25 protein-coding genes are annotated in these 22,348 nt (G+C 42.2%); 9 read left to right on the top strand and 16 right to left on the bottom strand.

Annotated features, from left to right (window positions below; translation table 11 throughout):
* Positions 1 to 53: 53 nt before the first annotated feature.
* From pqiA to rmf, 4 genes are all read left to right on the top strand, one after another.
* Entirely contained in the window at positions 54 to 1,268 is a 1,215-nt protein-coding gene (pqiA, locus tag WDV74_RS10435; RefSeq protein WP_338885586.1) for a membrane integrity-associated transporter subunit PqiA, read from the top strand.
* Complete coding sequence (gene pqiB / locus WDV74_RS10430) at positions 1,255 to 2,919, top strand: intermembrane transport protein PqiB (RefSeq protein ID WP_338882704.1); 1,665 nt, start codon at positions 1,255 to 1,257, stop codon at positions 2,917 to 2,919. Before pqiA ends, pqiB begins: the two co-directional genes overlap by 14 nt.
* Positions 2,920 to 2,951: 32 nt before the next feature.
* Entirely contained in the window at positions 2,952 to 3,521 is a 570-nt protein-coding gene (gene pqiC / locus WDV74_RS10425; RefSeq protein WP_338885585.1) for a membrane integrity-associated transporter subunit PqiC, read from the top strand.
* Between the two features lie 120 nt (positions 3,522 to 3,641).
* Entirely contained in the window at positions 3,642 to 3,800 is a 159-nt protein-coding gene (rmf, locus tag WDV74_RS10420) for a ribosome modulation factor (protein ID WP_338882702.1), read from the top strand.
* 81 nt (positions 3,801 to 3,881) lie between these two features.
* Here rmf and fabA read toward each other — a convergent pair whose 3' ends face one another.
* Positions 3,882 to 4,400, bottom strand: coding sequence for a bifunctional 3-hydroxydecanoyl-ACP dehydratase/trans-2-decenoyl-ACP isomerase (fabA, locus tag WDV74_RS10415; RefSeq protein WP_338882701.1), 519 nt, complete (start codon positions 4,398 to 4,400; stop codon positions 3,882 to 3,884).
* Between the two features lie 85 nt (positions 4,401 to 4,485).
* Entirely contained in the window at positions 4,486 to 6,216 is a 1,731-nt protein-coding gene (locus WDV74_RS10410) for a Lon protease family protein (protein WP_338885584.1), read from the bottom strand.
* Positions 6,217 to 6,424: 208 nt separating this feature from the next.
* Here WDV74_RS10410 and matP point away from each other — a divergent pair, with 208 nt between their 5' ends.
* Positions 6,425 to 6,874: a macrodomain Ter protein MatP gene (gene matP, locus WDV74_RS10405; protein ID WP_338882699.1), complete on the top strand. Its 450-nt coding sequence runs from the start codon at positions 6,425 to 6,427 to the stop codon at positions 6,872 to 6,874.
* A 67-nt stretch (positions 6,875 to 6,941) separates the two neighbouring features.
* Here matP and ompA read toward each other — a convergent pair whose 3' ends face one another.
* Together ompA and sulA are read right to left on the bottom strand one after the other, a co-directional pair.
* The gene (gene ompA / locus WDV74_RS10400) at positions 6,942 to 8,072 is read right to left on the bottom strand and encodes a porin OmpA (RefSeq protein ID WP_338882698.1); all 1,131 of its coding nucleotides are present in this window, start codon (positions 8,070 to 8,072) and stop codon (positions 6,942 to 6,944) included.
* A 356-nt stretch (positions 8,073 to 8,428) separates the two neighbouring features.
* The gene (sulA, locus tag WDV74_RS10395; RefSeq protein WP_338885583.1) at positions 8,429 to 8,902 is read right to left on the bottom strand and encodes an SOS-induced cell division inhibitor SulA; all 474 of its coding nucleotides are present in this window, start codon (positions 8,900 to 8,902) and stop codon (positions 8,429 to 8,431) included.
* A gap of 340 nt (positions 8,903 to 9,242) precedes the next feature.
* On the opposite strand from sulA, the gene WDV74_RS10390 reads away from it, so the two are divergent.
* A complete protein-coding gene (locus WDV74_RS10390) occupies positions 9,243 to 9,866 on the top strand; it encodes a TfoX/Sxy family DNA transformation protein (RefSeq protein WP_338882696.1) in 624 nt (207 codons plus the stop codon).
* A gap of 88 nt (positions 9,867 to 9,954) precedes the next feature.
* Here the strand turns inward: WDV74_RS10390 and yccS are convergent, their stop codons facing one another.
* Positions 9,955 to 12,120 (bottom strand): YccS family putative transporter, encoded by a 2,166-nt coding sequence (yccS, locus tag WDV74_RS10385; RefSeq protein ID WP_338882694.1) that lies wholly within the window; start codon positions 12,118 to 12,120, stop codon positions 9,955 to 9,957.
* A gap of 66 nt (positions 12,121 to 12,186) precedes the next feature.
* On the opposite strand from yccS, the gene helD reads away from it, so the two are divergent.
* A complete protein-coding gene (helD, locus tag WDV74_RS10380) occupies positions 12,187 to 14,241 on the top strand; it encodes a DNA helicase IV (RefSeq protein ID WP_338882693.1) in 2,055 nt (684 codons plus the stop codon).
* Positions 14,242 to 14,266: 25 nt separating this feature from the next.
* Here helD and mgsA read toward each other — a convergent pair whose 3' ends face one another.
* Complete coding sequence (gene mgsA, locus WDV74_RS10375) at positions 14,267 to 14,725, bottom strand: methylglyoxal synthase (RefSeq protein ID WP_189759254.1); 459 nt, start codon at positions 14,723 to 14,725, stop codon at positions 14,267 to 14,269.
* Between the two features lie 91 nt (positions 14,726 to 14,816).
* Here mgsA and WDV74_RS10370 point away from each other — a divergent pair, with 91 nt between their 5' ends.
* Positions 14,817 to 15,230: a CoA-binding protein gene (locus tag WDV74_RS10370; protein ID WP_338882692.1), complete on the top strand. Its 414-nt coding sequence runs from the start codon at positions 14,817 to 14,819 to the stop codon at positions 15,228 to 15,230.
* A gap of 64 nt (positions 15,231 to 15,294) precedes the next feature.
* Here WDV74_RS10370 and hspQ read toward each other — a convergent pair whose 3' ends face one another.
* Positions 15,295 to 15,615, bottom strand: a complete 321-nt coding sequence (gene hspQ / locus WDV74_RS10365; protein WP_189760833.1) for a heat shock protein HspQ — start codon at positions 15,613 to 15,615, stop codon at positions 15,295 to 15,297.
* A 229-nt stretch (positions 15,616 to 15,844) separates the two neighbouring features.
* Here hspQ and yccX point away from each other — a divergent pair, with 229 nt between their 5' ends.
* Positions 15,845 to 16,123, top strand: a complete 279-nt coding sequence (gene yccX, locus WDV74_RS10360) for an acylphosphatase (RefSeq protein WP_338882691.1) — start codon at positions 15,845 to 15,847, stop codon at positions 16,121 to 16,123.
* Between the two features lie 27 nt (positions 16,124 to 16,150).
* Here the strand turns inward: yccX and WDV74_RS10355 are convergent, their stop codons facing one another.
* The 9 genes from WDV74_RS10355 to WDV74_RS10315 all read right to left on the bottom strand — a co-directional run bounded on the left by WDV74_RS10355 (position 16,151) and on the right by WDV74_RS10315 (position 22,348).
* Positions 16,151 to 16,912 (bottom strand): IS5 family transposase, encoded by a 762-nt coding sequence (locus WDV74_RS10355; protein ID WP_338882689.1) that lies wholly within the window; start codon positions 16,910 to 16,912, stop codon positions 16,151 to 16,153.
* Positions 16,913 to 16,990: 78 nt separating this feature from the next.
* On the bottom strand, positions 16,991 to 17,185 hold the full coding sequence (locus tag WDV74_RS10350; RefSeq protein ID WP_338882688.1) for a hypothetical protein: 195 nt from the start codon (positions 17,183 to 17,185) through the stop codon (positions 16,991 to 16,993).
* A gap of 80 nt (positions 17,186 to 17,265) precedes the next feature.
* Complete coding sequence (locus WDV74_RS10345; protein WP_338882686.1) at positions 17,266 to 18,873, bottom strand: phage tail tape measure protein; 1,608 nt, start codon at positions 18,871 to 18,873, stop codon at positions 17,266 to 17,268.
* Positions 18,874 to 18,995: 122 nt separating this feature from the next.
* Entirely contained in the window at positions 18,996 to 19,964 is a 969-nt protein-coding gene (locus WDV74_RS10340) for a phage tail length tape measure family protein (protein ID WP_338882684.1), read from the bottom strand.
* 55 nt (positions 19,965 to 20,019) lie between these two features.
* Positions 20,020 to 20,292 carry a DUF1799 domain-containing protein gene (locus tag WDV74_RS10335; protein WP_338882683.1) on the bottom strand — a complete coding sequence of 91 codons (273 nt, stop codon included), beginning with the start codon at positions 20,290 to 20,292 and terminating at the stop codon, positions 20,020 to 20,022.
* Between the two features lie 29 nt (positions 20,293 to 20,321).
* Positions 20,322 to 20,624, bottom strand: a complete 303-nt coding sequence (locus WDV74_RS10330; RefSeq protein WP_338882681.1) for a phage tail assembly chaperone — start codon at positions 20,622 to 20,624, stop codon at positions 20,322 to 20,324.
* Between the two features lie 42 nt (positions 20,625 to 20,666).
* On the bottom strand, positions 20,667 to 21,323 hold the full coding sequence (locus WDV74_RS10325) for a phage tail tube protein (protein ID WP_338882680.1): 657 nt from the start codon (positions 21,321 to 21,323) through the stop codon (positions 20,667 to 20,669).
* A gap of 45 nt (positions 21,324 to 21,368) precedes the next feature.
* Positions 21,369 to 21,770 (bottom strand): phage tail terminator-like protein, encoded by a 402-nt coding sequence (locus WDV74_RS10320; RefSeq protein WP_338882678.1) that lies wholly within the window; start codon positions 21,768 to 21,770, stop codon positions 21,369 to 21,371.
* Positions 21,767 to 22,348 (bottom strand): hypothetical protein, encoded by a 582-nt coding sequence (locus WDV74_RS10315; protein WP_338882677.1) that lies wholly within the window; start codon positions 22,346 to 22,348, stop codon positions 21,767 to 21,769. The genes WDV74_RS10320 and WDV74_RS10315 overlap by 4 nt, the downstream gene beginning before the upstream one ends.

Genomic DNA, 22,348 nt, shown 5'->3' with positions numbered 1-22,348 from the left:
TGTGTTCCAATAAACACCAGCATGACAAGCTGGTTCTTTGTCCTCAGTGTGACATGCTGGTGGCTGTGCCTGATTTGGAACAAGGGAAAAAGGCGGTTTGTCCACGGTGTAATACGGTACTGACAGCAAAGTGGAAAGAACCGCGTAATCAACCAACAGGCTATGCATTAAGCGCATTAATCATGCTTTTTCTCGCTTGCCTGTTTCCTTTTGTTAGCATGAGTGTTGCGGGAATTGTGAGTGAAATAAAGTTGACTCAGATCCCCAAGGTGATGTTCAACGAAGATTATTCCAGCATGGCTGCGCTTTTCTTGATCTTCGTTCAGCTTGTGCCGACATTTTGTATGGTTGCTATCATCCTTTTATGTCAGAACGTCAAAATGGCGCGCCGCTTGAAAATAGAGTTGGCGCGTATTTTGTTTAAGATGAAGACATGGTGTATGGCAGAAATTTTCCTTGCGGGCGTGTTGGTCAGCTTTGTTAAGCTTATGGCACATGGGGAAATTAGCATCGGCCTGAGTTTTTTCCCTTACTGCTTGTTTTGCTTGTTTCAGGTCAGAGCGTTTCAGTGTCTTGACAGGCACTGGTTTTGGAATGAAATTGCTCCGGCACCTAAAGTTTGCCATACCTTGCAGGCAGGAAAACCTGGCTTGGTGCAAGGTGTCAGGCTTTGCCAGAGTTGTACCGCAATCTTGCCCGCCCAACAATCTCGGTGCCCCCGTTGCCATACAAAGGGAGATGCCCGTCGTCGTAATAGCCTTCAGTGCACAATGGCACTGCTAATAACATCAGCCATACTTTATATTCCAGCGAATGTTTTGCCTATCATGGTGACCCAAGCGCTAGGACAGCAAATTAATTCCACCATACTGGAAGGTATTATTTTGCTTTGGGGCTCTGGCTCGTATCCGGTTGCGATGGTTATTTTTATTGCCAGTATCATGATACCTTTATTGAAAATGCTGGCTATTGGTTGGCTATGCTGGGATGCAAAAAGTCAAACGAACTATGATTCTGAAAAAATGAATTTTATTTATGAAATGGTGGAGTTTGTTGGGCGTTGGTCAATGATTGATGTATTCGTGATTGCTGTCCTATCTGCGCTGGTTCGCATGGGACAACTGATGAGTATTTATCCTGCCTTGGGAGCGGTGCTGTTTGCTCTGGTTGTTGTTTTGACTATGTTTGCATCAATCATGTTCGATCCGCGTTTAACTTGGGATAAAGCCAATCGTAAATTTGAGCGACATAAAAATGAGGAGTTGTAAGGTGACGGATAAAGAAGAAGATCTGACTCAAGCCAGAATTCGTAAAATAAAGAGTTGGTCACCTGTATGGATCGTACCAATTATCACTGTGCTGATTGGAGCTTGGATACTGTTTTATCATTTTAGCCATCAGGGGCCAGAAGTCACACTAATTACTTCTAATGCCGAAGGTATTGAGGCCGGTAAAACTAAAATTAAAAGCCGCAGCGTTGACGTTGGTGTTGTTGAAAGTGTGTCTTTGAGTGAAAACTTGGGGCAAGTTATCATTAAAGCCCGCCTAAATGATGGAATGAATCGCTTGTTACGTACGGACTCTGCCTTCTGGGTTGTGAAACCCCAGATCGGCCGTGAAGGTGTTTCTGGTTTGAGTACATTGCTGTCTGGTGTTTTTATCGAATTACAACCCGGCACACAAGGTGAAGAAGAAACCCTTTTTTCATTGCTTGATGCTCCCCCGCTTGCTTCCCCTGATGCAAAAGGTATTCGTCTGATTTTGACCAATGAAACAGCAGGGCGATTAACTCCTGGGGATCCCGTGTTATTTAGGGGATATCGAGTGGGTTCTGTTGAGGCTGGCACTTTTGATCCAACATCCCGATTGGTTCGTTACCAAATTTTCGTTAAATCACCTTATGATGCTTTACTGACTACAAATGTCAGATTCTGGAAAGACAGCGGTGTCACATTTGATATGTCATCACAAGGTATACGGGTTGAAATGGCTTCATTATCGACCTTGTTTGGAGGGGGGGTTAGTTTTGATGTACCAAAAGGTTGGGAACTGGGTAATCCAGTACAGGAAAAGGAAATCTTTAAACTCTACGATAGCGAGAAAAGTATCCAAAACGCACTGTATACAGAGCATACAGACTTTTTGCTATTTTTCTCTGATTCTGTACGTGGCTTGCAGCAGGGAGCACCTGTCGAATTCCGTGGTATCCGGGTAGGAACGGTAGCAAGGGTGCCTTTTTATAGTGAAGACATTAAGCAACGTATCGACAATGATTTTCGTATTCCTGTATTGATCCATGTAGAGCCTGGACGATTTGTGAAAGAGTTAGGTAATGGATTCAACACAGACAAAGAATTGAAGGAAATTATTGCCAGGGGTTTGAGAGCTACTTTGAAACCAGGCAATTTACTCACAGGTGCATTATTTATTGATCTGGACTTTTTTACTAATGAGAAACCCTGGAAAGGCCCATATGAAACAGCAGGTTATAAGGTTCTGCCTACAGTAAGTAGTGGTTTGGCGCAAATTCAACAAAAATTCACCACAATGTTGGATAAAATCAACAATATGCCGATTGAACCGGTGCTTGTTCAGGCAACACAGACACTTAAAGAAAGCCAGAGGGCAATCCAAACAGCACATAAGACAATGGATGAATTAAATCGCATTCTTGCAAGTAAGGAAGCACAGGAATTGCCTAAAGATATACAAAATACATTATATGAGTTGAACCGCAGTATGCAGGGGATCCAGCCAGGTTCACCCGCTTACAGTAAGCTGATGGATAATATGCAACAGTTGGAGCAGGTATTACGTGAATTGCAGCCTGTTTTGAAAACACTCAATAAAAAGAGTAATGCATTAGTATTTGAAGCAGAAGCGATAAAAGATCCTGAACCTAAAAAGGCGCCTAATTGATGAAAAAATTGATTTCAAGATTGGCATTTTTTATGTCTGTCAGTGTGTTTATTGTTGGAAGTGGGCTTATGTCGGGATGCAGTAGTAGCCAACCACAAAAAACATATTATCAGTTACCGGTTTTGGCTAACTTGATACCTTCGCAGGAAGATAAATTAGGGGCAAAACATGAACGGCAGCTGTGGATAAAAAGGATTAACCTTTCTGACTACCTTGCGGCTCCTGGAATTGTGTACCAGACAGGGGAGGTGAGTTATATCAATGCCTCGAACCATTTATGGGCTAGCCCATTGCAGCAACAGTTACAACAAATATTAATTTCTGAACTGAGTGCAGCATTTCCACATCGTTTGGTTTCTCAACAGGAATTAGAAAAAGATGTAGATGCGCTGGATATCACAATAACTGCTTTTCACGGGCGCTATGATGGCCAGGTATTGATTGAAGGCTATTGGATATTATCGAACCCAGACAGGGTAATTAGGCAGCCATTCAACCTTAATTTGAAACAGGAAAAAGATGGCTATTCTGGATTAGTACTGACTTTAGCTAAAGGTTATAGTCAGTTAGCCAAATCTATTGCCAGGCAACTTTCTTTGTAACATTAACCAAGTTATGCATATCTTTGCCTGATATTTATTTCATATAGGGGGAGCACCGGAGCCAATCGGATAAAAACGATCATTATTTTATCTTCATAGTAACAAGTGAGGAAGTAAGGCATGAAAAGACAGAAAAGAGACCGTTTAGCAAGAGCACTTTCCAGAGGCTATCATGCAGGCATTTTGGGACGTCCACGGGAATATTGTCCTTATCATTCATTGGATGCTCGTTCGTATTGGTTAGGGGGATGGCGCCAAGCGCAAGAAGATCGTGTGTGAGTTAATCCAAAAGAGAAAAACACCTCCGCTTAGCGGAGGTGTTCAGCATCAAAGACAGAGAGGGTTGCTAATAAAAGTTGATTAAAAGGCACTAGTATCCTTAAACAAACCTACTTTTAAATCAGTCGCAGTGTAAATCAGTTTGCCATCTACCAGAACTTCACCATCAGCCAGGCCCATAATTAATTTGCGATTAATGACACGCTTGAGATTAATGCGATATGTCACTTTCTTAGCTGTTGGTAATACCTGACCCGTAAATTTGACTTCCCCAACGCCGAGTGCTCGGCCTTTGCCTTCCCCACCGATCCAGCCCAGGAAGAAACCGACAAGCTGCCACATGGCATCAAGGCCAAGGCAGCCGGGCATGACAGGATCATTGATAAAATGACAATCAAAAAACCACAACTCAGGATTGATATCAAGCTCCGCCTCGATATACCCTTTATCGTAAGTACCGCCGTTTTCTGTCATTTTTATGATGCGATCCATCATCAACATATTGCCAGAAGGCAGCGGTGGCCCATTTTCACCAAACAATTTACCTTGCCCAGAGGCTTGAAGTTCTTCTTTCGTGTAGGACTCTTGTTTTTTAAACATATTTTCAGATAGCCTTATAATCGTGTAAGGCTAGAGAATAGCGTACACTTGTACGCCCAACAACTCCGATCAGATAACAATGGAGTTAATCTAGCCAACGGAGAAACCAAGGAAGTCGAGGTCGTTCTTGAATATTAGCTTGTGTAATGCGTTCACGTATTATAGCTAACAAGTGTTCTTTTTGTGGATCGTAGTAAGGAACACCCGTTAACAATGATACAGCCTCAGAAACATGCTCAACTGCCCAAATATGAAATTGCTTATTCTTTACTGCATCAACAACATCTTGCTTTAGGCACAAGTGTTGAACATTTGTGGTTGGAATAATGACGCCCTGATGGCCAGTTAGCCCTCGGTAGTGACATATACGGAAAAAACTCTCAATTTTTTCATTAACACCACCAATAGGTTGCACGTAGCCAAATTGATCTACAGCACCAGTAACGGCAATTTGCTGATCGATAGGTTGTTGTGACAACGCGCTGATAAGGGCACACAATTCAGCGAGTGAAGCACTGTCCCCATCCACTTCACCGTAGGATTGTTCAAATACAATCGAAGCTGAGAATGGTTGTGGCTGTTCTAATTTCAATTCAGAAATTAGATAAGCCTGCATGATCATCATGCCTTTTGCATGAATATTGCCGCCTAATTCAACCTTACGTTCTACATCGATAAATTCTCCATCCCCTAAATGCGCAACACAACTGATACGGGAAGGTTCACCCATTGGATCAGGATGGCCAGGATATTCGAGCACGGATAGCCCATTGATTTGGCCGATAACTGAGCCTTGCGTATGGATCAATATTTGGCCTTTCAGAATGTCATCTATACTGCGTTCAGCCAAATAGCTATGGCGCCAGGTACGATTATCTTCTGCTTGTTGCAGGGAATGTTTGGTGATCTGCTTTTCCTGCTGATAATGAGTTGCGGCTGCCAATTTTTGCTGTATCCACTGAATATCCAGGGGTAACCGAAATTGATCTTCTATATTGCGGGTAGCAAATTGAATCAACTCAGGCCAAGCATCGGCACTTAATGGTGGCAAGTTTTGTTGCTGAATGATGCCATTAACGTACTGGCACCATATTGTTAGATCATCTTCTGTATGGAAGGGCATATCCAGTTCAAATTCGCCGTACAATGCACTGCTTGTTAGTTCAGGTTCAATGGCCTGTAGTTCTTCAAGGCTGAGCCTGTCACCGACTAAAATCAGACGTAGATCCAACTCCATTGAAGGTATTGGTAGTGGCAGGGAACGATTTTCATCGTGTGACAGCCAGTCAAAACGGTGTTGAATAATCATCTGCTTGAGACGAACCCACATCAATGGCTGAGAGAGCAGGGTACGCAGAGGCAAAATTAAGATACCACCATTGACTTGATGGATAAGGCCTGGTTGTAGTTGAAGTATCCCTTTGTGTGTATAGACATTGCCAAATAACTGTTCTGGCTCAATCCACTCACGGTAAGCAACCCGTTCAGTTGGGGCGAAAATACCTTCCCCTGAAGCGTGCCAGGTAATGGTTTGGTGTTCTATTTGGTAATAACCACCGATAGTTGGATGGCTTTCCGGTAACAAAGAAGAAATAGTATTGGATAGAAGAGACAGATAAACATCACTTTCTTCTGCTTTCAGCAGCATAAAAGGTTGATGTAGGGAGGCCTGACAAAAAAGGGATAACCCACTATGCAGCCTGGGTTGAACCACATCCATTGTAATGGGGGTGAATTCAGCGACAGAATTAAAGAGTGCCTGATAAGGCGCATTGTTTGGCTGTAATGCCTGCCAGTCTAGTTTTATATTCGTCAAAGTGATAGCTACATCATATAGTGAAAAGGGAAACATTTATTATACAAGATTAAGCAATGAACCAACATGCCAGAATTTTGAAAGAAACGATATTTGGGCTAGCGCTTCCATTACTTGTAAACTATGCCGATATTTTGTGTTGTTATGGGCAATCTAAAGAAATAATTGCTATGCTTAATTTTAAGTTACGCTGTCACTGAGAGATGAAATGAAATATCAGCAACTGGAAAATCTGGAGTGTGGCTGGAAATGGGCTTATTTGGCAAAAAAACACCGTGAAGGTGAGCCGATTACTAAATACATTGAAAACAGTGCTGCGCAAAATGCAGTCAATGAATTAATGAATTTAGAAAGCGAGCCAGTCAAGGTACTGAAATGGATTGCTCTGCATATGAATCCGAATTTGTCTAACCGAATGAAGCAAACGATTCGGGCACGGCGTAAACGTCATTTTAATGCTGAACACCAACACTCACGTAAGAAATCCATTGATTTGGATTTTCATGTTTGGCAGAGGCTTTCAGCGCTATCCCGACGTCGTGGCAATACCCTGTCAGAAACAATCATACAGCTATTGGAAGATGCTGAATATCGAGAAAAATATACTCACCAAATGTCGAGTTTGAAACAGGATCTGGAAGCAATATTAGGGAAATAATCCTGCCAATAAATAGGGATAAAGCCCCATTTTAAATGGGGCTTTTGATAAATCGATTAGAATAGTATTACTGAGCCGCTTTTGGCTGAGTCACAACTTCAGTAGTACCTTGAATGTTGATGATTACACGACGATCTGGAGCCAGGCAGTCGATAAGTTTAGAGCGAACTTTAATTTTGTCGCAGGTAGAGCCAGTGACAGGATCTTCTTTACCGCGGCCTTCTGCTTGGATGCTATCTGCTGGGATACCTTTAGAAACCAGATAATCAACTACAGACTGGGCACGTTTCTGAGACAGTGGCAGGTTGTAGTTTTGGCTGCCGATACGGTCAGTGTAACCAACTACCAGAACTTTGCCTTGGGTTGGATCGATTTTAGCCAGTTGGTTATAAAGGTTGTCCAGTTCCTGCTGACCTTCTGTTTTCAGGGTTGATTTGTTGAAATTGAACAGAACATCAGAACGCAGGGTAAAGCTCTTGCTTTCAACGACAGGCGCTGGCGCTGGCACAACTGGAGGTGCTGCTGGGGTAACGACCGGTGCAGCTTCATCTTGTCCGAAACGGTAAGAAACCCCTACACTCAGAAGGCCATTATCTGGACGGGCACCAACGGTAGTGGCATCACCGATGTTGTTAACCCATTGGTAGTCCAGACGGGTTGCCAGATTTTTGGTCAATGCGTATTCGACACCAATCGCGGCCAGAGGAGAAACACCTTTGTCGTTGTTTTTCAGCCTGCGTTGATTTTTTTCACCAGTTCCGCCTATTGAGTCGGAATTGTAGGTTGCAGAGGAGTCTGCACGCCATAACATACCACCAAGACGTGTATAAACATCCAGATTGTCCAGCACTGGGTAGCTCAGTTTAGTCGTTAGCTGAACGCCCTGGGCACGGAAAGCTCCATTATCAATGCTGCCTTTATAAGCTATGCGGCCTAACCAATCGTAACCCAGTTCAAAGCCCAAGTATGGGGTTGCTTGATAACCGACATAAGCACCTGCACCTAATTGGTTTTTATGGGCAGCACCGTTGCCAATCCGGTTATCATAACCATTGCCGTAGAAATTTACGTCATGGTATTGAGACCAACCCAGTTTAGCGCCGGTATACCAGGTGTTGTCCTTTGGAGCTGCTTGAGCAGTAGTTGCGAAAGCTGCCACTGCCACTGCCACTGCTACTGCGATAGCTGTCTTTTTCATTTTACGCCTCGTTATCATCCAAATAGGCAATTGGCTTTAAAAGCCTTATTGTTAGCCACTGGTTAAAATGTTCTGTTAGGCAATCATGCTTTAATCAGAAGATGTGTTCTGAAATATAAGAACGGCAAGCACAACTCCCTAAACTGTGTAAAGTCTACAACGAAGTTAAAAAGTTACAAGTACACTGTGACTCATGACACAAAAAATTTAATTAGCGACTGACAAAACATAAGTATTTTTGACGAATACTTACAATACTTACACTATTAATATATTGATTTTCATTGAAAACAATAATGATTATCAATGAGTAGCTTATTTTTAATAAAAAATATTGAGATTAATCCTAATTTAAGTCAATGATAATAATTAGAGTGAATTTGTAGCCTATTTTTTTGTGCAATAAATGGATGTAATAAATTTTGTGGCCGCATAATAAAACCGAGGGTTATACCCTTTTTGGCAGCTATTTGTAACGTATTTAATTGATATTCTGATAATTCCGGTAACCAACCTAATACAACGCTATAATTGCCGCTTGCCAGCGCTTTTTCCATGGCACTAATTGAAGCAATAGGACGGATTTGGTTTAGTTGGACAACTTTATTTAAGGGAAGCCCGGTATCTATTAACCATTGGCGACTTAACTTCTTATTAGGACTTACCCAAAGTAACCATCGATTTTCCTTTCCAGATTGGTGCAATAAAGGAAGAAGAATGTGATTAATGACTGGCTGGTGTTCATTGTAAACCAGTTCACTGACCATGCCCTTTATCGTGTGTGAGGTGCATTGATGTGATTGTGCAAAAGACACGCTTTTCATGGTCATCCCAACCATTTTTTTGTCTGTTTTATGCTCGTTCACTGTTGTGCTGGCAGCTGCTGTTTTTTTCTCAGTGAGATATTTCCATGCTGATCGGATGTTCATAATGTTCCTCGCCACAATAAACTGTATATTTATACAGTATAACGATATTTGATTAAAAGCAAGCCTCTTTTTTTCAAAGCACTTCGCAAAAATTTACAGAAATTAGGATTTTTCTGTCTTAACGATTGGCAGTTGAAAATAGATTGCGTATGGTTTTAATTAATTGTTCTGGTTATCTATTTTATTAACAGAAGGCATGATTAAACATTACTTTGGAATGTGATTCATGGAGTGATAAAAAATGTTTTTATCTGGAGCTCGTTTTGTTCAATTGCAACATGGTGTATCTTCACTAGGAAAGCTTAAGAAGAAATCTCAATTTGGTGGCATTGGATTGTTAATTGATGATGTTTTATTTGCCATTAGTTCTGATGGAGAGCTTTATTTACGAGGAAATAGTCACGCTGAGATACTATTTAAAGCCAAGGGAATGGAAAAATTTATTTATTCAAAAAGAGGAATACCTGTGACTTTGCGGTATTACCGTGTTAACGAATCAATTTGGCAGGATCAAAAACAATTATTTGAATATGTAAATTTAGCCTATCAATACACAATGAAAGAAATAATTAATAGACAAAAAATACCGCTTAGGCTTAAAGATCTTCCTAATTTAGGGATCGCTTTAGAAAGACAGTTATGGAAAGTGGGTATTTCTAAAGTAGAAGAATTAAGAATATTAGGGGCAAAAGCGACTTACCTTAAGCTCCAGCAACATAGGAAAAAAACAAATGTCAGTTTGTTGCTTGCATTAGCAGGTGCAATAGAAGGCTGTCATGTTGCGGTATTACCAGAAAAATTACGTGATGAATTAATTAGCTGGCATAGTGAGCTGGTTCACTATAATTCAGACAAGCATCCATAATAAGTGAGATTTGGTGAATAGGGGCGGGAGCCCCTACTATATCCCGGTTTCATGCGACGACAGAATATTTTGGGGTAACGATAAATGATTAGTGTGGTTCTTGATCACTAATTTGCTTTTTTAAATAAACAAATTCCGGTAATAGCTCAATGAGTAATTTTATTTGTTGTAGTATAAGCTGGACTTTATTGTTACTTTCAGAAGGTATCAGATTAATTTTTTCTAACAAACTATTCACCGTCGCTTGCAATATCGCATCATTCATCTGGTCTTGCTCTAATGTGGATTCAACATAACAGATTGCATTATTAAGAATTTCTAAGATTGCCGGATCGTTAAGTTTATCTCGATGAGCGCCTAATGCAGAAATATAGCTTAGCATAGTGTGGTTGAGGCATAGTAGACGAAAAGCGGCCTCTTGGGAGATACGATAATTTTTGGGTTCCGAGGCCATATTTGAGATCACTGATGCCAGTTCAGCATCACAATTGTGCGCATCACGACGGGCGATCCGATAATTCAGGCTATTACTTTTGCCCTGGTGGTATTGGGTTAAAATTGCACTAAGATAGCGGCAATTCGCTCCCATTGTGCGGGTAATTACTTGAGGTAACTGGCGGAACTGCCAATCTGGCCAGATGAAACTCACGGCAAGTAAAGCAATACCACAACCTACGAATGTATCAATGATTCTTGGCAGCGCTACTTCAAATCCTTCACCCAATAAATTGAAACTCAGTAATACCAGCAGCGTGATAAAGAGCGTTGCATGTGCATACTGACTATTACGGAAGGCAAAGAACAGCATACCAGAAATAACAATCAATACTAATTGGCCTTCAATGGAAGGGACAAAATAGAGAATGGGTAGGCCAATTAAAATTCCCGCCAGTGTACCCATCACACGTAAGGCCAGACGGCGGCGAGTGGCGCTATAGTTCGGTTGGCAGACAAATAAACTGGTGAGCAAGATCCAATACCCACGCTGTAAATCAAATAGCTGAATAATGGCATAGCCAGTACACAACAAAATGGACATACGAATAGCATGGCGGAATAGTGCAGATTGTGGTGTCAGGTGGCTTCTGATCCTAAACCCTATATCACGCCAGCCGGTTAAATCTTCTTCAGATAACTGCGTTTCTTCTTGTTTATCTTTTAGGGAGTTGGTTTGGGAAAGCAGATATTGATCTGAACCCAGGCCAGCTAATTGGGCGTCAATGGCACGTAAATTTTTCAACAAATTATCAAATGCCATAATCTTAGTATCAGTACCTTGCTGATTTCTTAAACGCTCAATCGAACTTTCAAGGTAGCTGAACGCACTTTCAAACCGCGGGTTATGTTGATATTGCTTACGCAGGATAATAGATTGTGCAACCTGTTCACATGCCCGCGCTTGCATGGAAAGCAATCTCTGGACGCGGAACATAACATCACTGTGGCGAAACACTTCTCTTAGTTTTTGATATTGAACATGGGATGAACTGGCACGTTCATGGATATCTTGGGCTACAAAATAATAGTGCAATGTATGGCGAGTACCTCGTTGTCCCCGATCTCCCTTCAAACGACTAAGCAAAGAACTTTTAGCCTGATTGAGCGTTGCGACTAACGCACTGTTCGCCATGGCGACATCAAATACAGATTGTTTATATTCCTCAGCCTCAGAATCGGGATCAAACAGGCTGGTTTTAGCATAGAGATACACTGAAAGTTGCTGGTAACAGCGTGCTAAATTTTCTTGCAAGGGGCGAATAGGGAATAATAAATGGCCTGTTAACGTCAGCAAGTTATACCAGATAGCGCCAGTAAGCAGTAACAAAGGCTGTTGATACCAGACAGGGAAGATTGACGAACCGAGCATGGTATAAATGGCTATCAGTAAAGCACCAAAAGCGATGGTGGCGTAACGTTGTCCCAGAGCACCAAGCAGGATAAAGCCACAAGTGGATATTGTCAAACCAGGCATGAAAAGCCATGGATAGGGAAACAGCAGTGTAATAGCAGTTGAAGCAACAAAGAAAGAAATCAAGGTAATAGTGAGATTACGTAATCGTCCAACCAGGCGGTCATCCAGGTCAGTTAATGCCGCTGCAACGACACCCAACAGCAGTGGAATTGTTATTTTGAGTTCTTTCCCCAATAGCCAGGGGATGAGAGTGGTTCCTGTCAGGGCAATGAATATACGGATATAATAGAGAGTGTGACTGTTATACAGAAAATGGCGGGAGCGGGACAAGACCGTTAGCACAAAATACTCCTAACAACATTTACATGATGAAATCGTTCAACAATTTTCAGATACGGTGCCACGACAATGGAACTAAAATCAACGCAAATTGGCCAACGCCTTGCTCGGCACCCTTATAATCGGGTACGTCTACTGAATGCTGGCATTGAAGTTAGCGGTGACAAGCACCAGTACCTTATTCCATTTAATCAATTAATTGGTATTCAGTGTAAGCGAGGGATTGTTTGGGGGGAATTGGAATTTGAACTGCCAGAAGGAAAAGTCGTTCGCTTGCATGGTACTGAATGGCAGCAAACACAACGTTTTTACCATTATCTATTAAAAGAATGGCAAAAATGGAGTCTCGATATGAGCGATGTCAGTGCTGATGTTTTGGCTGTTCAAGTAAATGAAATAGCTAAAATCAAACAACAGAATCGTTGGCTAAAAGCCGCTGATTTAGTTTCTATACAACAACAAATCAAGGAAACATTTCAGGCTTTACCTTTGCCATTACAACGAGTCACGCAATTTGAAAATTGTCGGAACAATTATGAGATTTGTCTGGATTGGTTAAAGGCTGGTGAAAAAATAATTCAAACGCTGAACCGACAATGGGTTGATCATATGCTGGTGGAATATGGTCAATTTTTCCAGACAATAGAAACGTCACCACTTGATCGCGCTCAATGTCAGGCGGTGATTAATGGTGAGCAAAATATTCTGGTATTAGCGGGAGCGGGCAGTGGAAAAACTGCTGTTTTAATTGCGCGCGCAGGATGGTTGTTATTACGTCAATCCGTACTTCCTGAGCAAATTTTGTTGTTGGCTTTCGATCGTCGGGCTGCTGATAAAATGAATGAATGTATTCAGGCTCGTTTGAGAATCCAAGAAATAAAAGCAAAAACATTTCATGCTCTGGCATTGCATATTATTCAGCAAGGCAGTAATAAGCCGCCAAAAATTAGCGAGCTGGAAATTAATCTGCAAAAGCGCCGTGATTTTCTCGTTCAAGAATGGCAAAAACAGTGCGGAGAAAAAAAAGCACAGGCTAAAGGTTGGCGAGAATGGTTGAATGAAGAATTGGGTTGGCAATTGCCGGAAGGTGAATATTGGCATGATAAGTCATTGGCGATTCGTTTATCGGTCCGTTTAGAACGTTGGCTGGAATTAATGCGTATGCAGGGCGGCAGTCAAAAAGAGATGCTTGAACGAGCACCTACTGCTTATATTGATGCATTTCAAAAACGTCTACGGCTGATGGCGCCTTTATTGAAAGCCTGGAAAACAGCATTGAAGTCTGAAGAGGCCGTCGACTTTCCAGGTTTGATCCATCAGGCGGTGAATATTTTACAGAAAGGCCGATTTATCAGCCCGTGGAAACATATTCTGGTGGATGAATTTCAAGATATTTCCCCCTTGGCGCTCAGATTACTAACGGCATTGAAGGCACAAAATAAGCAAAGTCATTTATTTGTGGTGGGAGATGATTGTCAGGCAATTTATCGCTTTAGTGGTGCTGAATTACCGTTAACGACAGCATTTTCAACCTACTTTGGTAAAGGCGTTGAGTGTGCATTGGATACGACATATCGTCTTAATGACCGTATTGGGGAAATTACCAACCAATTTGTGCAACAAAATCCTTATCAATTTAAAAAGTCTCTCAGTAGCCTGGTAAAAGGCAGCAAAAAATCGGTTGTTATTTTACCTGAAGAGCAGTTAGAGGCATTACTTAATAAGATAAGTGGTTATGTGACCAGGCAGGAAACCCTCTTATTATTGGCACGTTATCACTATCTCAAACCTGAATTATTGAAAAAAGCACCGACTCGTTGGCCAAATTTGAAGGTTGAATTTATGACAATTCATGCAGCTAAAGGGCAGCAAGCGGATTATGTCATTATACTGGGATTGAAACAGGGTCAAGACGGTTTTCCGGCACCAGCACGAGAATCTGTGATAGAGCAAGTTTTATTGCCACAACCTGAAAGTTTCCCTGATGCAGAAGAGCGTCGTCTGTTATACGTTGCATTAACGCGAGCAAAAAAGCAGGTTTGGTTAATGCAGGAACCGGAAACCCCATCTATTTTTATTCATCAACTGGCACAATTGGGCGTACCGATTCAGCGTAAACCCTAAACTTCATTCCTGATGCCTGTTGAAATCACCGCAATCTTTCATTGAGATAGCACTGATAATCTGGCACGCTAATATCAACATATTGAGAGAAAAGTGCTGAGTTGATAAGAAAATCGGCGGTTGAACAGTTGGTTGCGACAGGAATATTCCAAACCGTTGCCACGCGTAGCAGAGCTTTAACATCAGGATCATGGGGAACCGCGTTCAAAGGATCCCAAAAGAAGATTAAAACATCAATTTTGCCTACCGAAATCAGCGCACCGATTTGTTGATCACCTCCCATTGGCCCACTTAACATACTCGTTACAGGCAATCCTGTTTTCTGCTGAATTAAATGCCCCGTCGTTCCTGTGGCATATAAAGTATGTTTTTCTAACAAAGCATGGTGGTTATTAACCCAGGCCAGCAAGGAGTTTTTACAATGATCGTGTGCGACAAGCGCAATTTTTTTCGATTCAGGTAAGGTGCGAACAGTTGATTCCATAGAGATGCCTTTATATAAATGAATTATTTATCATAAACACTGTAGCAGATAAACCAGATGAAAAATGCTGTGGAGAATATGGGAGGACAAAATGAATGATCAATATATAGTGGATATTTTGGGAAAAGTAAAAACCATCGCGTTAGTTGGAGCGAGTGAGAAAACAGATCGCCCCAGTTATAAGGTCATGGAATACTTACTAAAGCAGGGATATCAAGTTATTCCTGTCAGTCCTAAACTGGCAGGACGGACTTTATTGAACCAGCCAGTTGTGAGCCAATTATCTGATATTAAACAACCCGTCGATATGGTTGATGTATTTCGCAACGCAGAAGCTGTTTATGGTGTTGCGGAGGAAGCCATCGCCATTGGTGCAAAAGTCCTTTGGTTACAAAGTGGCATTATCAATGAAGAAGCAAAATTATTGGCAGAAAATGAAGGATTAGATGTTGTGATGGATCGTTGTCCAAAAATTGAAATCCCGCGGTTGGGGATAGAAAAGTGAATAAGGCAGCGATTGGTTTATTATTCACCACCTTAGAGTGATTGGTTAACGGTAATAAAAGTATTTAATTTCGTAGCCGTGGCGCTTGTAATTGACTGCGGATAGATTCGGCTAACTCATCCAGAGAAGATTGTTCTGGATGTTCATCTGATGTTTCGTAAGTCAATTGGGCTTCTGCCAAATAAGTATGAATAGGTTGACCATTGTCATCTTCCATCACAACGTGATACCACGGCGCTGAACGTAAGGTAGCATTAGATGCAATATCATTTTCCTGCGGTTGTTCTAAAGAATATTCAGCATCAATATCTACAATAACACCCAAGTAACCCAGCAACCTATGTCGTACTTGCTGGCCGATACCGAATTTGCTGGCGATCATCATAGCCACCTCCAAAGAAACCTTGCAATGACTCTTATATAAGGGCGGTAAGGTAAATTTCAAGCGCGCACCCGGTGATGGTAGCCGGAATTTTGCATGATTTTTGAAATCAGGATGGCATGTGACCGCCATCTCATAATTTCAGATTAGCTGTTGCGTATATAAAATACAATAACAAAAGTGGGTTTAACGTTTCAAAGTTCTTACCATCTTATCTGGGAGGAATATAACGATGACTAAATGCAGCATGACTATTTATGTTTACGGCAGGGTACAGGGAGTTGGATTCCGTTATCACACTTACCGTTGGGCAAAGAAAAATAAGCTGGCGGGATATGTTCGTAATATGAATGATGGAAGTGTGAAGATTGTCGCTTGTGGCAATGATGCACAAATCAAAATGTTAACACATTGGCTGGAGCAGGGTGGGCCTCCGGGCGCTAAAATAGAACATTTTCAGGCTCAGTTTTGTGAAGTAGAAGAGATGAGTGATTTTAGCATCCGTCATTAGGGGCTGTTGATGTTTTAAGGTCATAATTCAATCACCCCACATCGGCAACCAGACAATGATAAATGCCAGTGCCACCATGCTGGCATAATTCCGTTCAAGTTTATCGTATCTTGTTGCTATTGCTCGGAAATGTTTAATCCTGGCAAACACATTTTCCACCACGTGGCGGTAACGGTATAAACAGTTATCAATATGTTGGCCTGCTTTTCGACTATTTTTGCGGTAAGGGATCACCGGGGCGGCTTCTCGTTGTTCAATAAATGTTCTGAAACGCTGGCTGTCATATCCTTTGTCAGCGATAACGACTTCGGATGAGGGGGACTCAGAGACAAGACTTTCTGCGTGAACACTATCGTGAACCTGTCCTCCGGAGAGTTCAAAATGAACGGGCAACCCTCCGCTGTCTACCGCTAAATGGATCTTGGTTGAACGCCCGCCACGACTTTTACCAATCGCCTCATCGTTATCTGAAGCGGCTCCGGCACTCTGCTGGTGAGCACGAACAAGAGTTCCATCAATAAACAACCATTCTGTATCCGCAATATCAGATAACCATTTGAAAATAAGCTGTAAAACACCTTTCTTCGACCAGGCATTAAAACGTGAAAAGACGCTATTCCATTTACCGAATTTTGTCGGTAAATCGCGCCAGGGGATGCTCGTTCTCATTCGGTAAAGGATCCCTTCGAAGGTCAAACGGTGTTCAGGTTTGTCATAAACCCAACCGGTATGTTGCATTAATGCAGATAGCTTATTCCAATAGAGATCTGTTAACATAGTTCGCGGCATGATGGTGAGGTCTGGTTGTTTTTTGGCGAAAGTAATTATACCAAATCATCATGCTGTCTAATAATCCCTCGCAAAACGTCAACAGTCCCTAGCATAACTTAGTGAAATTATCCCCGAAATTGCAGTAATGTTTTCTAATTGCCATCGGCAAAATTTAGGGTCAGTATGCTGGGAGCAGACATCATTTACTGCTTCAATAATAAAATCTTTATCTGGTTGTTCAGCTTGAACCACCATTGGTAATAGTAACGCCACCCATGCTAACTTTTTCATCATCACCTCTACTTTTTATTTAGATTAGTAAATCTTAATCAAAGTATATCGGAATCCATTCCAATATATTCCTGTCTTCGTTAACGCCCTTTGATAGTGCGATATAATGCAGATGCAGGATTATTTAGCATTCGATTAACGCCAACCTCAACTATTTGCAGGAATTCACGCCTGACTGCTAAGCTATCGGTTGATGTGACTTGCTGCTGTTGTTGTGCACCGATATTAATATCGCCACTCATTACCAAAGTAACTCCACCGGACACAGGTTGCATTCCGTACATTATCGGAGCTGGGGTGCTGATAGTCATTGGCTGAGATCCACCAACGTGACCACCAGAAGCATAGCCTTTCTTGGTGCTATCCATTAATCGATATAGGTTAGCCACACCGAGACACATTGTTGCTTCTTTGGTGAAGACGAACTCGCCGCCATGAACAATGCCTTTAGGCTCATATTTACCACCATCACCAGTGTAACCGCCACCAGCATATCCGAACCACGTCTTACCAAACTCAGTACCACCGAATGCGGCTTTCATAGCTTGTAACATAGCCATCTGCATAAGCATTTTGGTGATCATTTCAAGCACTGATTTGGTGAAGTCAGCGAAGTTAGCCTTACCAGTGAGAAGAAAATCAGCCATTGTGTTACTCATCCCAGCAAATGTTGCTTGTGAGATTTGAGCAACGTTAGCGTAAGTATTGGTGGCTTGGTCTTGAAACTCAGCAAAACCTTTTTGAATGTCTTTTTCCCAGTTACCTCTCAAAGCCTCTTCTTTTTTGAAGTGCTTCGTTAACGCATCTCTTTTTTCTGGCGATTCTGCTTTTTCTAAAGCAATTTCCTGCTGATAAATTCGATCAGACTTGCCAGCACTTTCAATCATAGCTCTGGTTCTGGCTTCAATTTCAGCGACTCGTTTGTGCTGCTGATCCAGTTCAGCGTTGATTTTTTTCTGAGCTTCAACTTCATCACCAATGACAGCCAGCTTTTCTTTTTGTGCTAAGATACTCTCTTTGCTGGCTAGCAGTGATTTTTCATCCAATGTCAGCTTGCGAGTGCGAGCAGCTTCTTCGAGAATGTTAAACTGTGCTTGTTCTTTCCAGAGATCTTTACGCTGCTGGCTGATAATATCGTCAACACTTTGATGCTTCTTAAGTACTTCTAGTTGGGATTGTAAAGACAATAAGTCGCGAGCGGCTTTCTCATCTTCACGAGTACCGGCATCGACTCTGAATTTAGGTTCAGATTTAGGTTTTCTGCCTTTTCGAGAACCGGGCATTTGGCGGTCACGGTGCTTATAGTTTATCTGTTTCTTATACTCTTCGTACTGCTCTTTGGTTAACGCATATTTTTCAGCCTCTAGTTTTGCTAATTCCTCGTCACGTTTAGTTTTCCAGCTTGCATAGTTATTATGCCATTTTTGGCGAATCCTAAAATTTTGGATTTCTATCTGTTCGGTGTTCTTTTTGGCTTGTTCCTGTGCACCCTTGAGATCAATCTGAAACTTTTCTTCTTTGAGGGCTTCTATCTCAGTTTTTAACCCATCAATTCTATATTGTGGTGTGATGAATAAATTACTCAGGCTTTTAAGTAGCTCTTCTTTGTCGCGGATTTGTTCATCCAGAGTGTTTTTTCTGCCTTTATTGAGCATAGAATCCCAAGCCCATTTAGCAGCATTTTGCACCCCTAACCATGCAGACTCAAGATACCCCAGATTTTGGGTTATATCGTTCGCACCATCGTTGATAGATTGCGCATAGGCATCAATAGCGATTCTGGCCGCGGCCGTGGTATTGCCTTGCAGCTCTAGGGTGCGGATTTAGCGATACGGGATATTTCATTATCTCTGAATAGCCCTGTACCAACGACGCTTGCAACAGATGCAGCCATTTCAGACCGAGTAATGCTATTACCCGCCATGACACGCGCCATCTCATTAAGTTGACTGGCGGTTTTATTGGCATAATTACCCGTCAGAATGAGCTGTTTATTGAATTCGGTGAACTCCTTCTCTGCGGTATAGGCAATCTTAGCTGCACTCCCTATTACTGTAACTACAGTGCCAATCCCACCCCCACGCAATAGGCCACCCATTCCTATTGCGCTGGCAATATTTTTAAGGCTATTAATAACCGATTTATTTTTTCCGCCTAAATCGCTAGTAGCCTTACCTGTTTCTTTGAGTTTGTTGATGTAAATTTCTGCCGCCGAACTCACACCCAATTGAGCCGCCCGATATTTCAGCAATTCATTACGGCTGAGATTCTGTGTTGCCAGTTGGTCTTTTAATCTGGCAAGGAACGCCTGACCCGTTGTTGATGCCTGCCTTGCATCAACCTCAGCCATCTGCTTCTTTTTGCCAACAATATCAGAAATAATATTGCGGTAGGATTCGAGATCTAATTTCTCTGACTGACGGGCTTTTCTAGCCTCAGCATGAATCTTGGTTAACTGTTCTGTCGCAGTAGCATCGCGTTTAATGGCATCAATCCGTTTAAAGAATGCTTCTGCAACTTTATCTTGTTCCGCTGCAAGGGCTTTTGAAGCTATGGCTTTTTGTTCCTTTGCAGCCAACTCAGCAACACTTCGGTGTATCCGGTCAATTTCTTTAGCCATCGCAGCAGACGCGGCTGCGCTTTTTTCTGACTGGCTGGTTAACTTATTTGTGGAATTGCTGGCCTTGTCAGCAGCATTCTTGAATGAGTTTAACTTTTGCTCACCCCTTTCAAGGTCAGAGGTGTTCACCTTTAGTGAGATAGTTGCAACATCAGTCATTTGATTTTCCTTCGGGTATAAAAAACCTCCACTAGGGAGGTCATAAAAGGAGTCGTTACTTCTTATGCATTACTTCGAGTGCCTTAACTTCCATTACCCGAATATCGTTAAATACGATCGCTTTGTCTTTGATGTTGAGATAGTCCATGACCTGATTTAATGGCGTGTAATCCAGCCCTGTAGCGCCGTTCATACCAACACGCCATTGCGTTTTCATGGCACTAAACGTCTGGTAAGAATCCCATACATCAGGCCATACCTCAACATCACACTCGTCCGGGAGGAAGCCAAAAGCCCGCTCAAAATCAGCAGCATCTTTGGAACTCATTCCCCCGTACATCGCCTCAGCGACCGCGATCAGTTTTTTTCGCGATTACCCAATAGTTCGTTGTAGTAGGTCGTGGTGATTGCCGTAGTTGCGGATGGGTAGTTATCCAGTAATAATTTCAAATTTTCGGCGTTATAAGGCTCCTCTATCGCCCAATCAGCAACAATTTTCTCAAAGAATTCCTGAGCTGGCATTTCCCGCATTTTATCCAATTCACTGATCGGCTTATGATGAAATGTGAAAGTCACAACCTCCGATTTTTCTTGGCCTGCTACAGGGATCAATACATTTGCTTTGAACTTAGGGTTAGGAACGAGCGTAAACTTAGCCATTTAAAAAAATCCTCAAAAGGAAGCCCCATGACGGGGCGATTATTATTCTGCGTTGGTGTAAATCTGCATGTCAGATTTGAGAGAGAAGCGCGCGGTGACGTTTTCCACTTCGTTCATTGCGGTATTCGGCACACTCTGGAACGATACGGACGCGATATAATAGCGGTCTTCTGCTGCACGTTTGTTATAGAAGCGAATGGCGGTAATCTGCTTACTGTTGTCCAATTTCATGAGCAGCTTACGGATAGCTAACTTGGCGTCATGGGCGAAAGTGTAAACCTGAACAACACCATTTTTATAGGTATCAAACGTTTCTGCCTGTTCATCTTCCAAGAACTGAACTTCCTGCGCCTGTTGTTCACCACCTTCCGTAGACAATGTCATCACCTGCGGCATTACTTCCCACGCCAGCACTTTTTTCAATGAACCCGCACCACCCGCCACGGGGAATACATTTTTATCCGTGGTATCCAATCCTTCTAGGGTAATATTTTTTTCCGTGACCGCCTTGACACGATAAGCACCAGAGGCTTTTTTCCAGCCAGAATTGACATGAACGATATCATCCTTAGCTATGCCCGTAGCTGATTCAACCGTCAGCACTGACTCTTCTGCGTTAGACGCTGATATTACTTTGATTTCATTCCCATATTTACTCGCAATATAAACACGGGAACCATTAGGGATGTTATAGGCCATCATTAACCTCTTATTATTGCATAAAAAACCGCATTTGCGGCTGTGTTATCGAATTGCGTTACATTGATAAGATGTACGTATAGGAATGGTGTAGTTGGTTCCATCCTGAATGGAAGGAAGGATGCCTGGCTCATCGTTGAGATATAAACTTTCGGCCAATGACAAACCGTTCTGTAGGTATCCCGCTATCCGATCAGCAAGGTGAGTTAACATTGAATCACCGGAACTAGATTTACCTACCACATTTACCTGAATCACACCACGGAAGAGCGGCATATCCAGCGATAGCCCAATATTCTGCGTCGTTGCAGGCATGATATGTAATTGCAGGTACGGTTCGTTGATGTCATCAAACGGCATATTTGGCCAAGCCGCTTTAAGATTTTCCTGTCTGGCTATTTTTGCCACCAGCGCCCGAATAGCGTTATTTATTGTTGACTGGTTCATGATTTCGCCTCTGTAATGGCCTCACTAAAGAATTTCTGAAATTCTTGTGCTGTTACTGCAACCAGACCATTTGGCGCTTGTTTCGAATGCCCCATTTCCAGACGATAGGCGTACGGCACAACGTTTGAGAAATAGACCGATTTCACCCCAACCTTAAACTGCCCAATAACCAAATCACCCACGGTTTTAGTCATACTGCCGCTTTTATCAATGCGCCCTGTCTCTTCTGTGGGGATTTCATCAAAGGTCACCTGCCAGTTCCCCCTGAATCGACCGCCTGTGTATCCGGGCGGTACTTTGATATCCATAGAATCAGTGACGCGAGCACGTTTTTTTAGCTGCCGTTTTTTTGGGGTTAAATTTTTAGGATCTAACCGCTGCTGCTCGTTCCAATCATGTACAGCCTGATTGTATTCTCTTGCTGTTTGATTGACATTCCACAGTTCAGGGTTGCCAACAGGAGACATGATAATCAGTCGTGACAATATCTTGATAAACGCCCCTCTTGATGCAGCTTCAATATTACCTTTTGCTTTATTCACAAACGCATCAATGGACGTCATAAATGGATCTGCCAT

This window comes from Xenorhabdus sp. TH1 (genome assembly GCF_037260955.1).
Taxonomy (GTDB): Bacteria; Pseudomonadota; Gammaproteobacteria; order Enterobacterales; family Enterobacteriaceae; genus Xenorhabdus; species Xenorhabdus griffiniae.
Note: the sequence above shows the minus strand (reverse complement) of the source record. Positions and strands in the feature narration are given on the sequence as shown.

What these genes read in the sequence shown, in the direction of transcription:
- WDV74_RS10340 (WP_338882684.1), bottom strand. Translation starts at nt 19,964, where the DNA reads ATGACTGATGTTGCAACTATCTCACTAAAGGTGAACACCTCTGACCTT.
- pqiA (WP_338885586.1), top strand. Translation starts at nt 54, where the DNA reads ATGCTGGTGGCTGTGCCTGATTTGGAACAAGGGAAAAAGGCGGTTTGT.
- WDV74_RS10350 (WP_338882688.1), bottom strand. Translation starts at nt 17,185, where the DNA reads ATGAAAAAGTTAGCATGGGTGGCGTTACTATTACCAATGGTGGTTCAA.
- ompA (WP_338882698.1), bottom strand. Translation starts at nt 8,072, where the DNA reads ATGAAAAAGACAGCTATCGCAGTAGCAGTGGCAGTGGCAGTGGCAGCT.
- WDV74_RS10330 (WP_338882681.1), bottom strand. Translation starts at nt 20,624, where the DNA reads ATGGCTAAGTTTACGCTCGTTCCTAACCCTAAGTTCAAAGCAAATGTA.
- WDV74_RS10315 (WP_338882677.1), bottom strand. Translation starts at nt 22,348, where the DNA reads ATGGCAGATCCATTTATGACGTCCATTGATGCGTTTGTGAATAAAGCA.
- pqiC (WP_338885585.1), top strand. Translation starts at nt 2,952, where the DNA reads ATGTCTGTCAGTGTGTTTATTGTTGGAAGTGGGCTTATGTCGGGATGC.
- yccX (WP_338882691.1), top strand. Translation starts at nt 15,845, where the DNA reads ATGACTAAATGCAGCATGACTATTTATGTTTACGGCAGGGTACAGGGA.
- pqiB (WP_338882704.1), top strand. Translation starts at nt 1,255, where the DNA reads ATGAGGAGTTGTAAGGTGACGGATAAAGAAGAAGATCTGACTCAAGCC.
- hspQ (WP_189760833.1), bottom strand. Translation starts at nt 15,615, where the DNA reads ATGATGATCGCCAGCAAATTCGGTATCGGCCAGCAAGTACGACATAGG.
- WDV74_RS10370 (WP_338882692.1), top strand. Translation starts at nt 14,817, where the DNA reads ATGAATGATCAATATATAGTGGATATTTTGGGAAAAGTAAAAACCATC.
- WDV74_RS10335 (WP_338882683.1), bottom strand. Translation starts at nt 20,292, where the DNA reads ATGAGTTCCAAAGATGCTGCTGATTTTGAGCGGGCTTTTGGCTTCCTC.
- helD (WP_338882693.1), top strand. Translation starts at nt 12,187, where the DNA reads ATGGAACTAAAATCAACGCAAATTGGCCAACGCCTTGCTCGGCACCCT.
- fabA (WP_338882701.1), bottom strand. Translation starts at nt 4,400, where the DNA reads ATGTTTAAAAAACAAGAGTCCTACACGAAAGAAGAACTTCAAGCCTCT.
- mgsA (WP_189759254.1), bottom strand. Translation starts at nt 14,725, where the DNA reads ATGGAATCAACTGTTCGCACCTTACCTGAATCGAAAAAAATTGCGCTT.
- WDV74_RS10390 (WP_338882696.1), top strand. Translation starts at nt 9,243, where the DNA reads ATGTTTTTATCTGGAGCTCGTTTTGTTCAATTGCAACATGGTGTATCT.
- sulA (WP_338885583.1), bottom strand. Translation starts at nt 8,902, where the DNA reads ATGACCATGAAAAGCGTGTCTTTTGCACAATCACATCAATGCACCTCA.
- WDV74_RS10355 (WP_338882689.1), bottom strand. Translation starts at nt 16,912, where the DNA reads ATGCCGCGAACTATGTTAACAGATCTCTATTGGAATAAGCTATCTGCA.
- WDV74_RS10325 (WP_338882680.1), bottom strand. Translation starts at nt 21,323, where the DNA reads ATGGCCTATAACATCCCTAATGGTTCCCGTGTTTATATTGCGAGTAAA.
- rmf (WP_338882702.1), top strand. Translation starts at nt 3,642, where the DNA reads ATGAAAAGACAGAAAAGAGACCGTTTAGCAAGAGCACTTTCCAGAGGC.
- matP (WP_338882699.1), top strand. Translation starts at nt 6,425, where the DNA reads ATGAAATATCAGCAACTGGAAAATCTGGAGTGTGGCTGGAAATGGGCT.
- WDV74_RS10320 (WP_338882678.1), bottom strand. Translation starts at nt 21,770, where the DNA reads ATGAACCAGTCAACAATAAATAACGCTATTCGGGCGCTGGTGGCAAAA.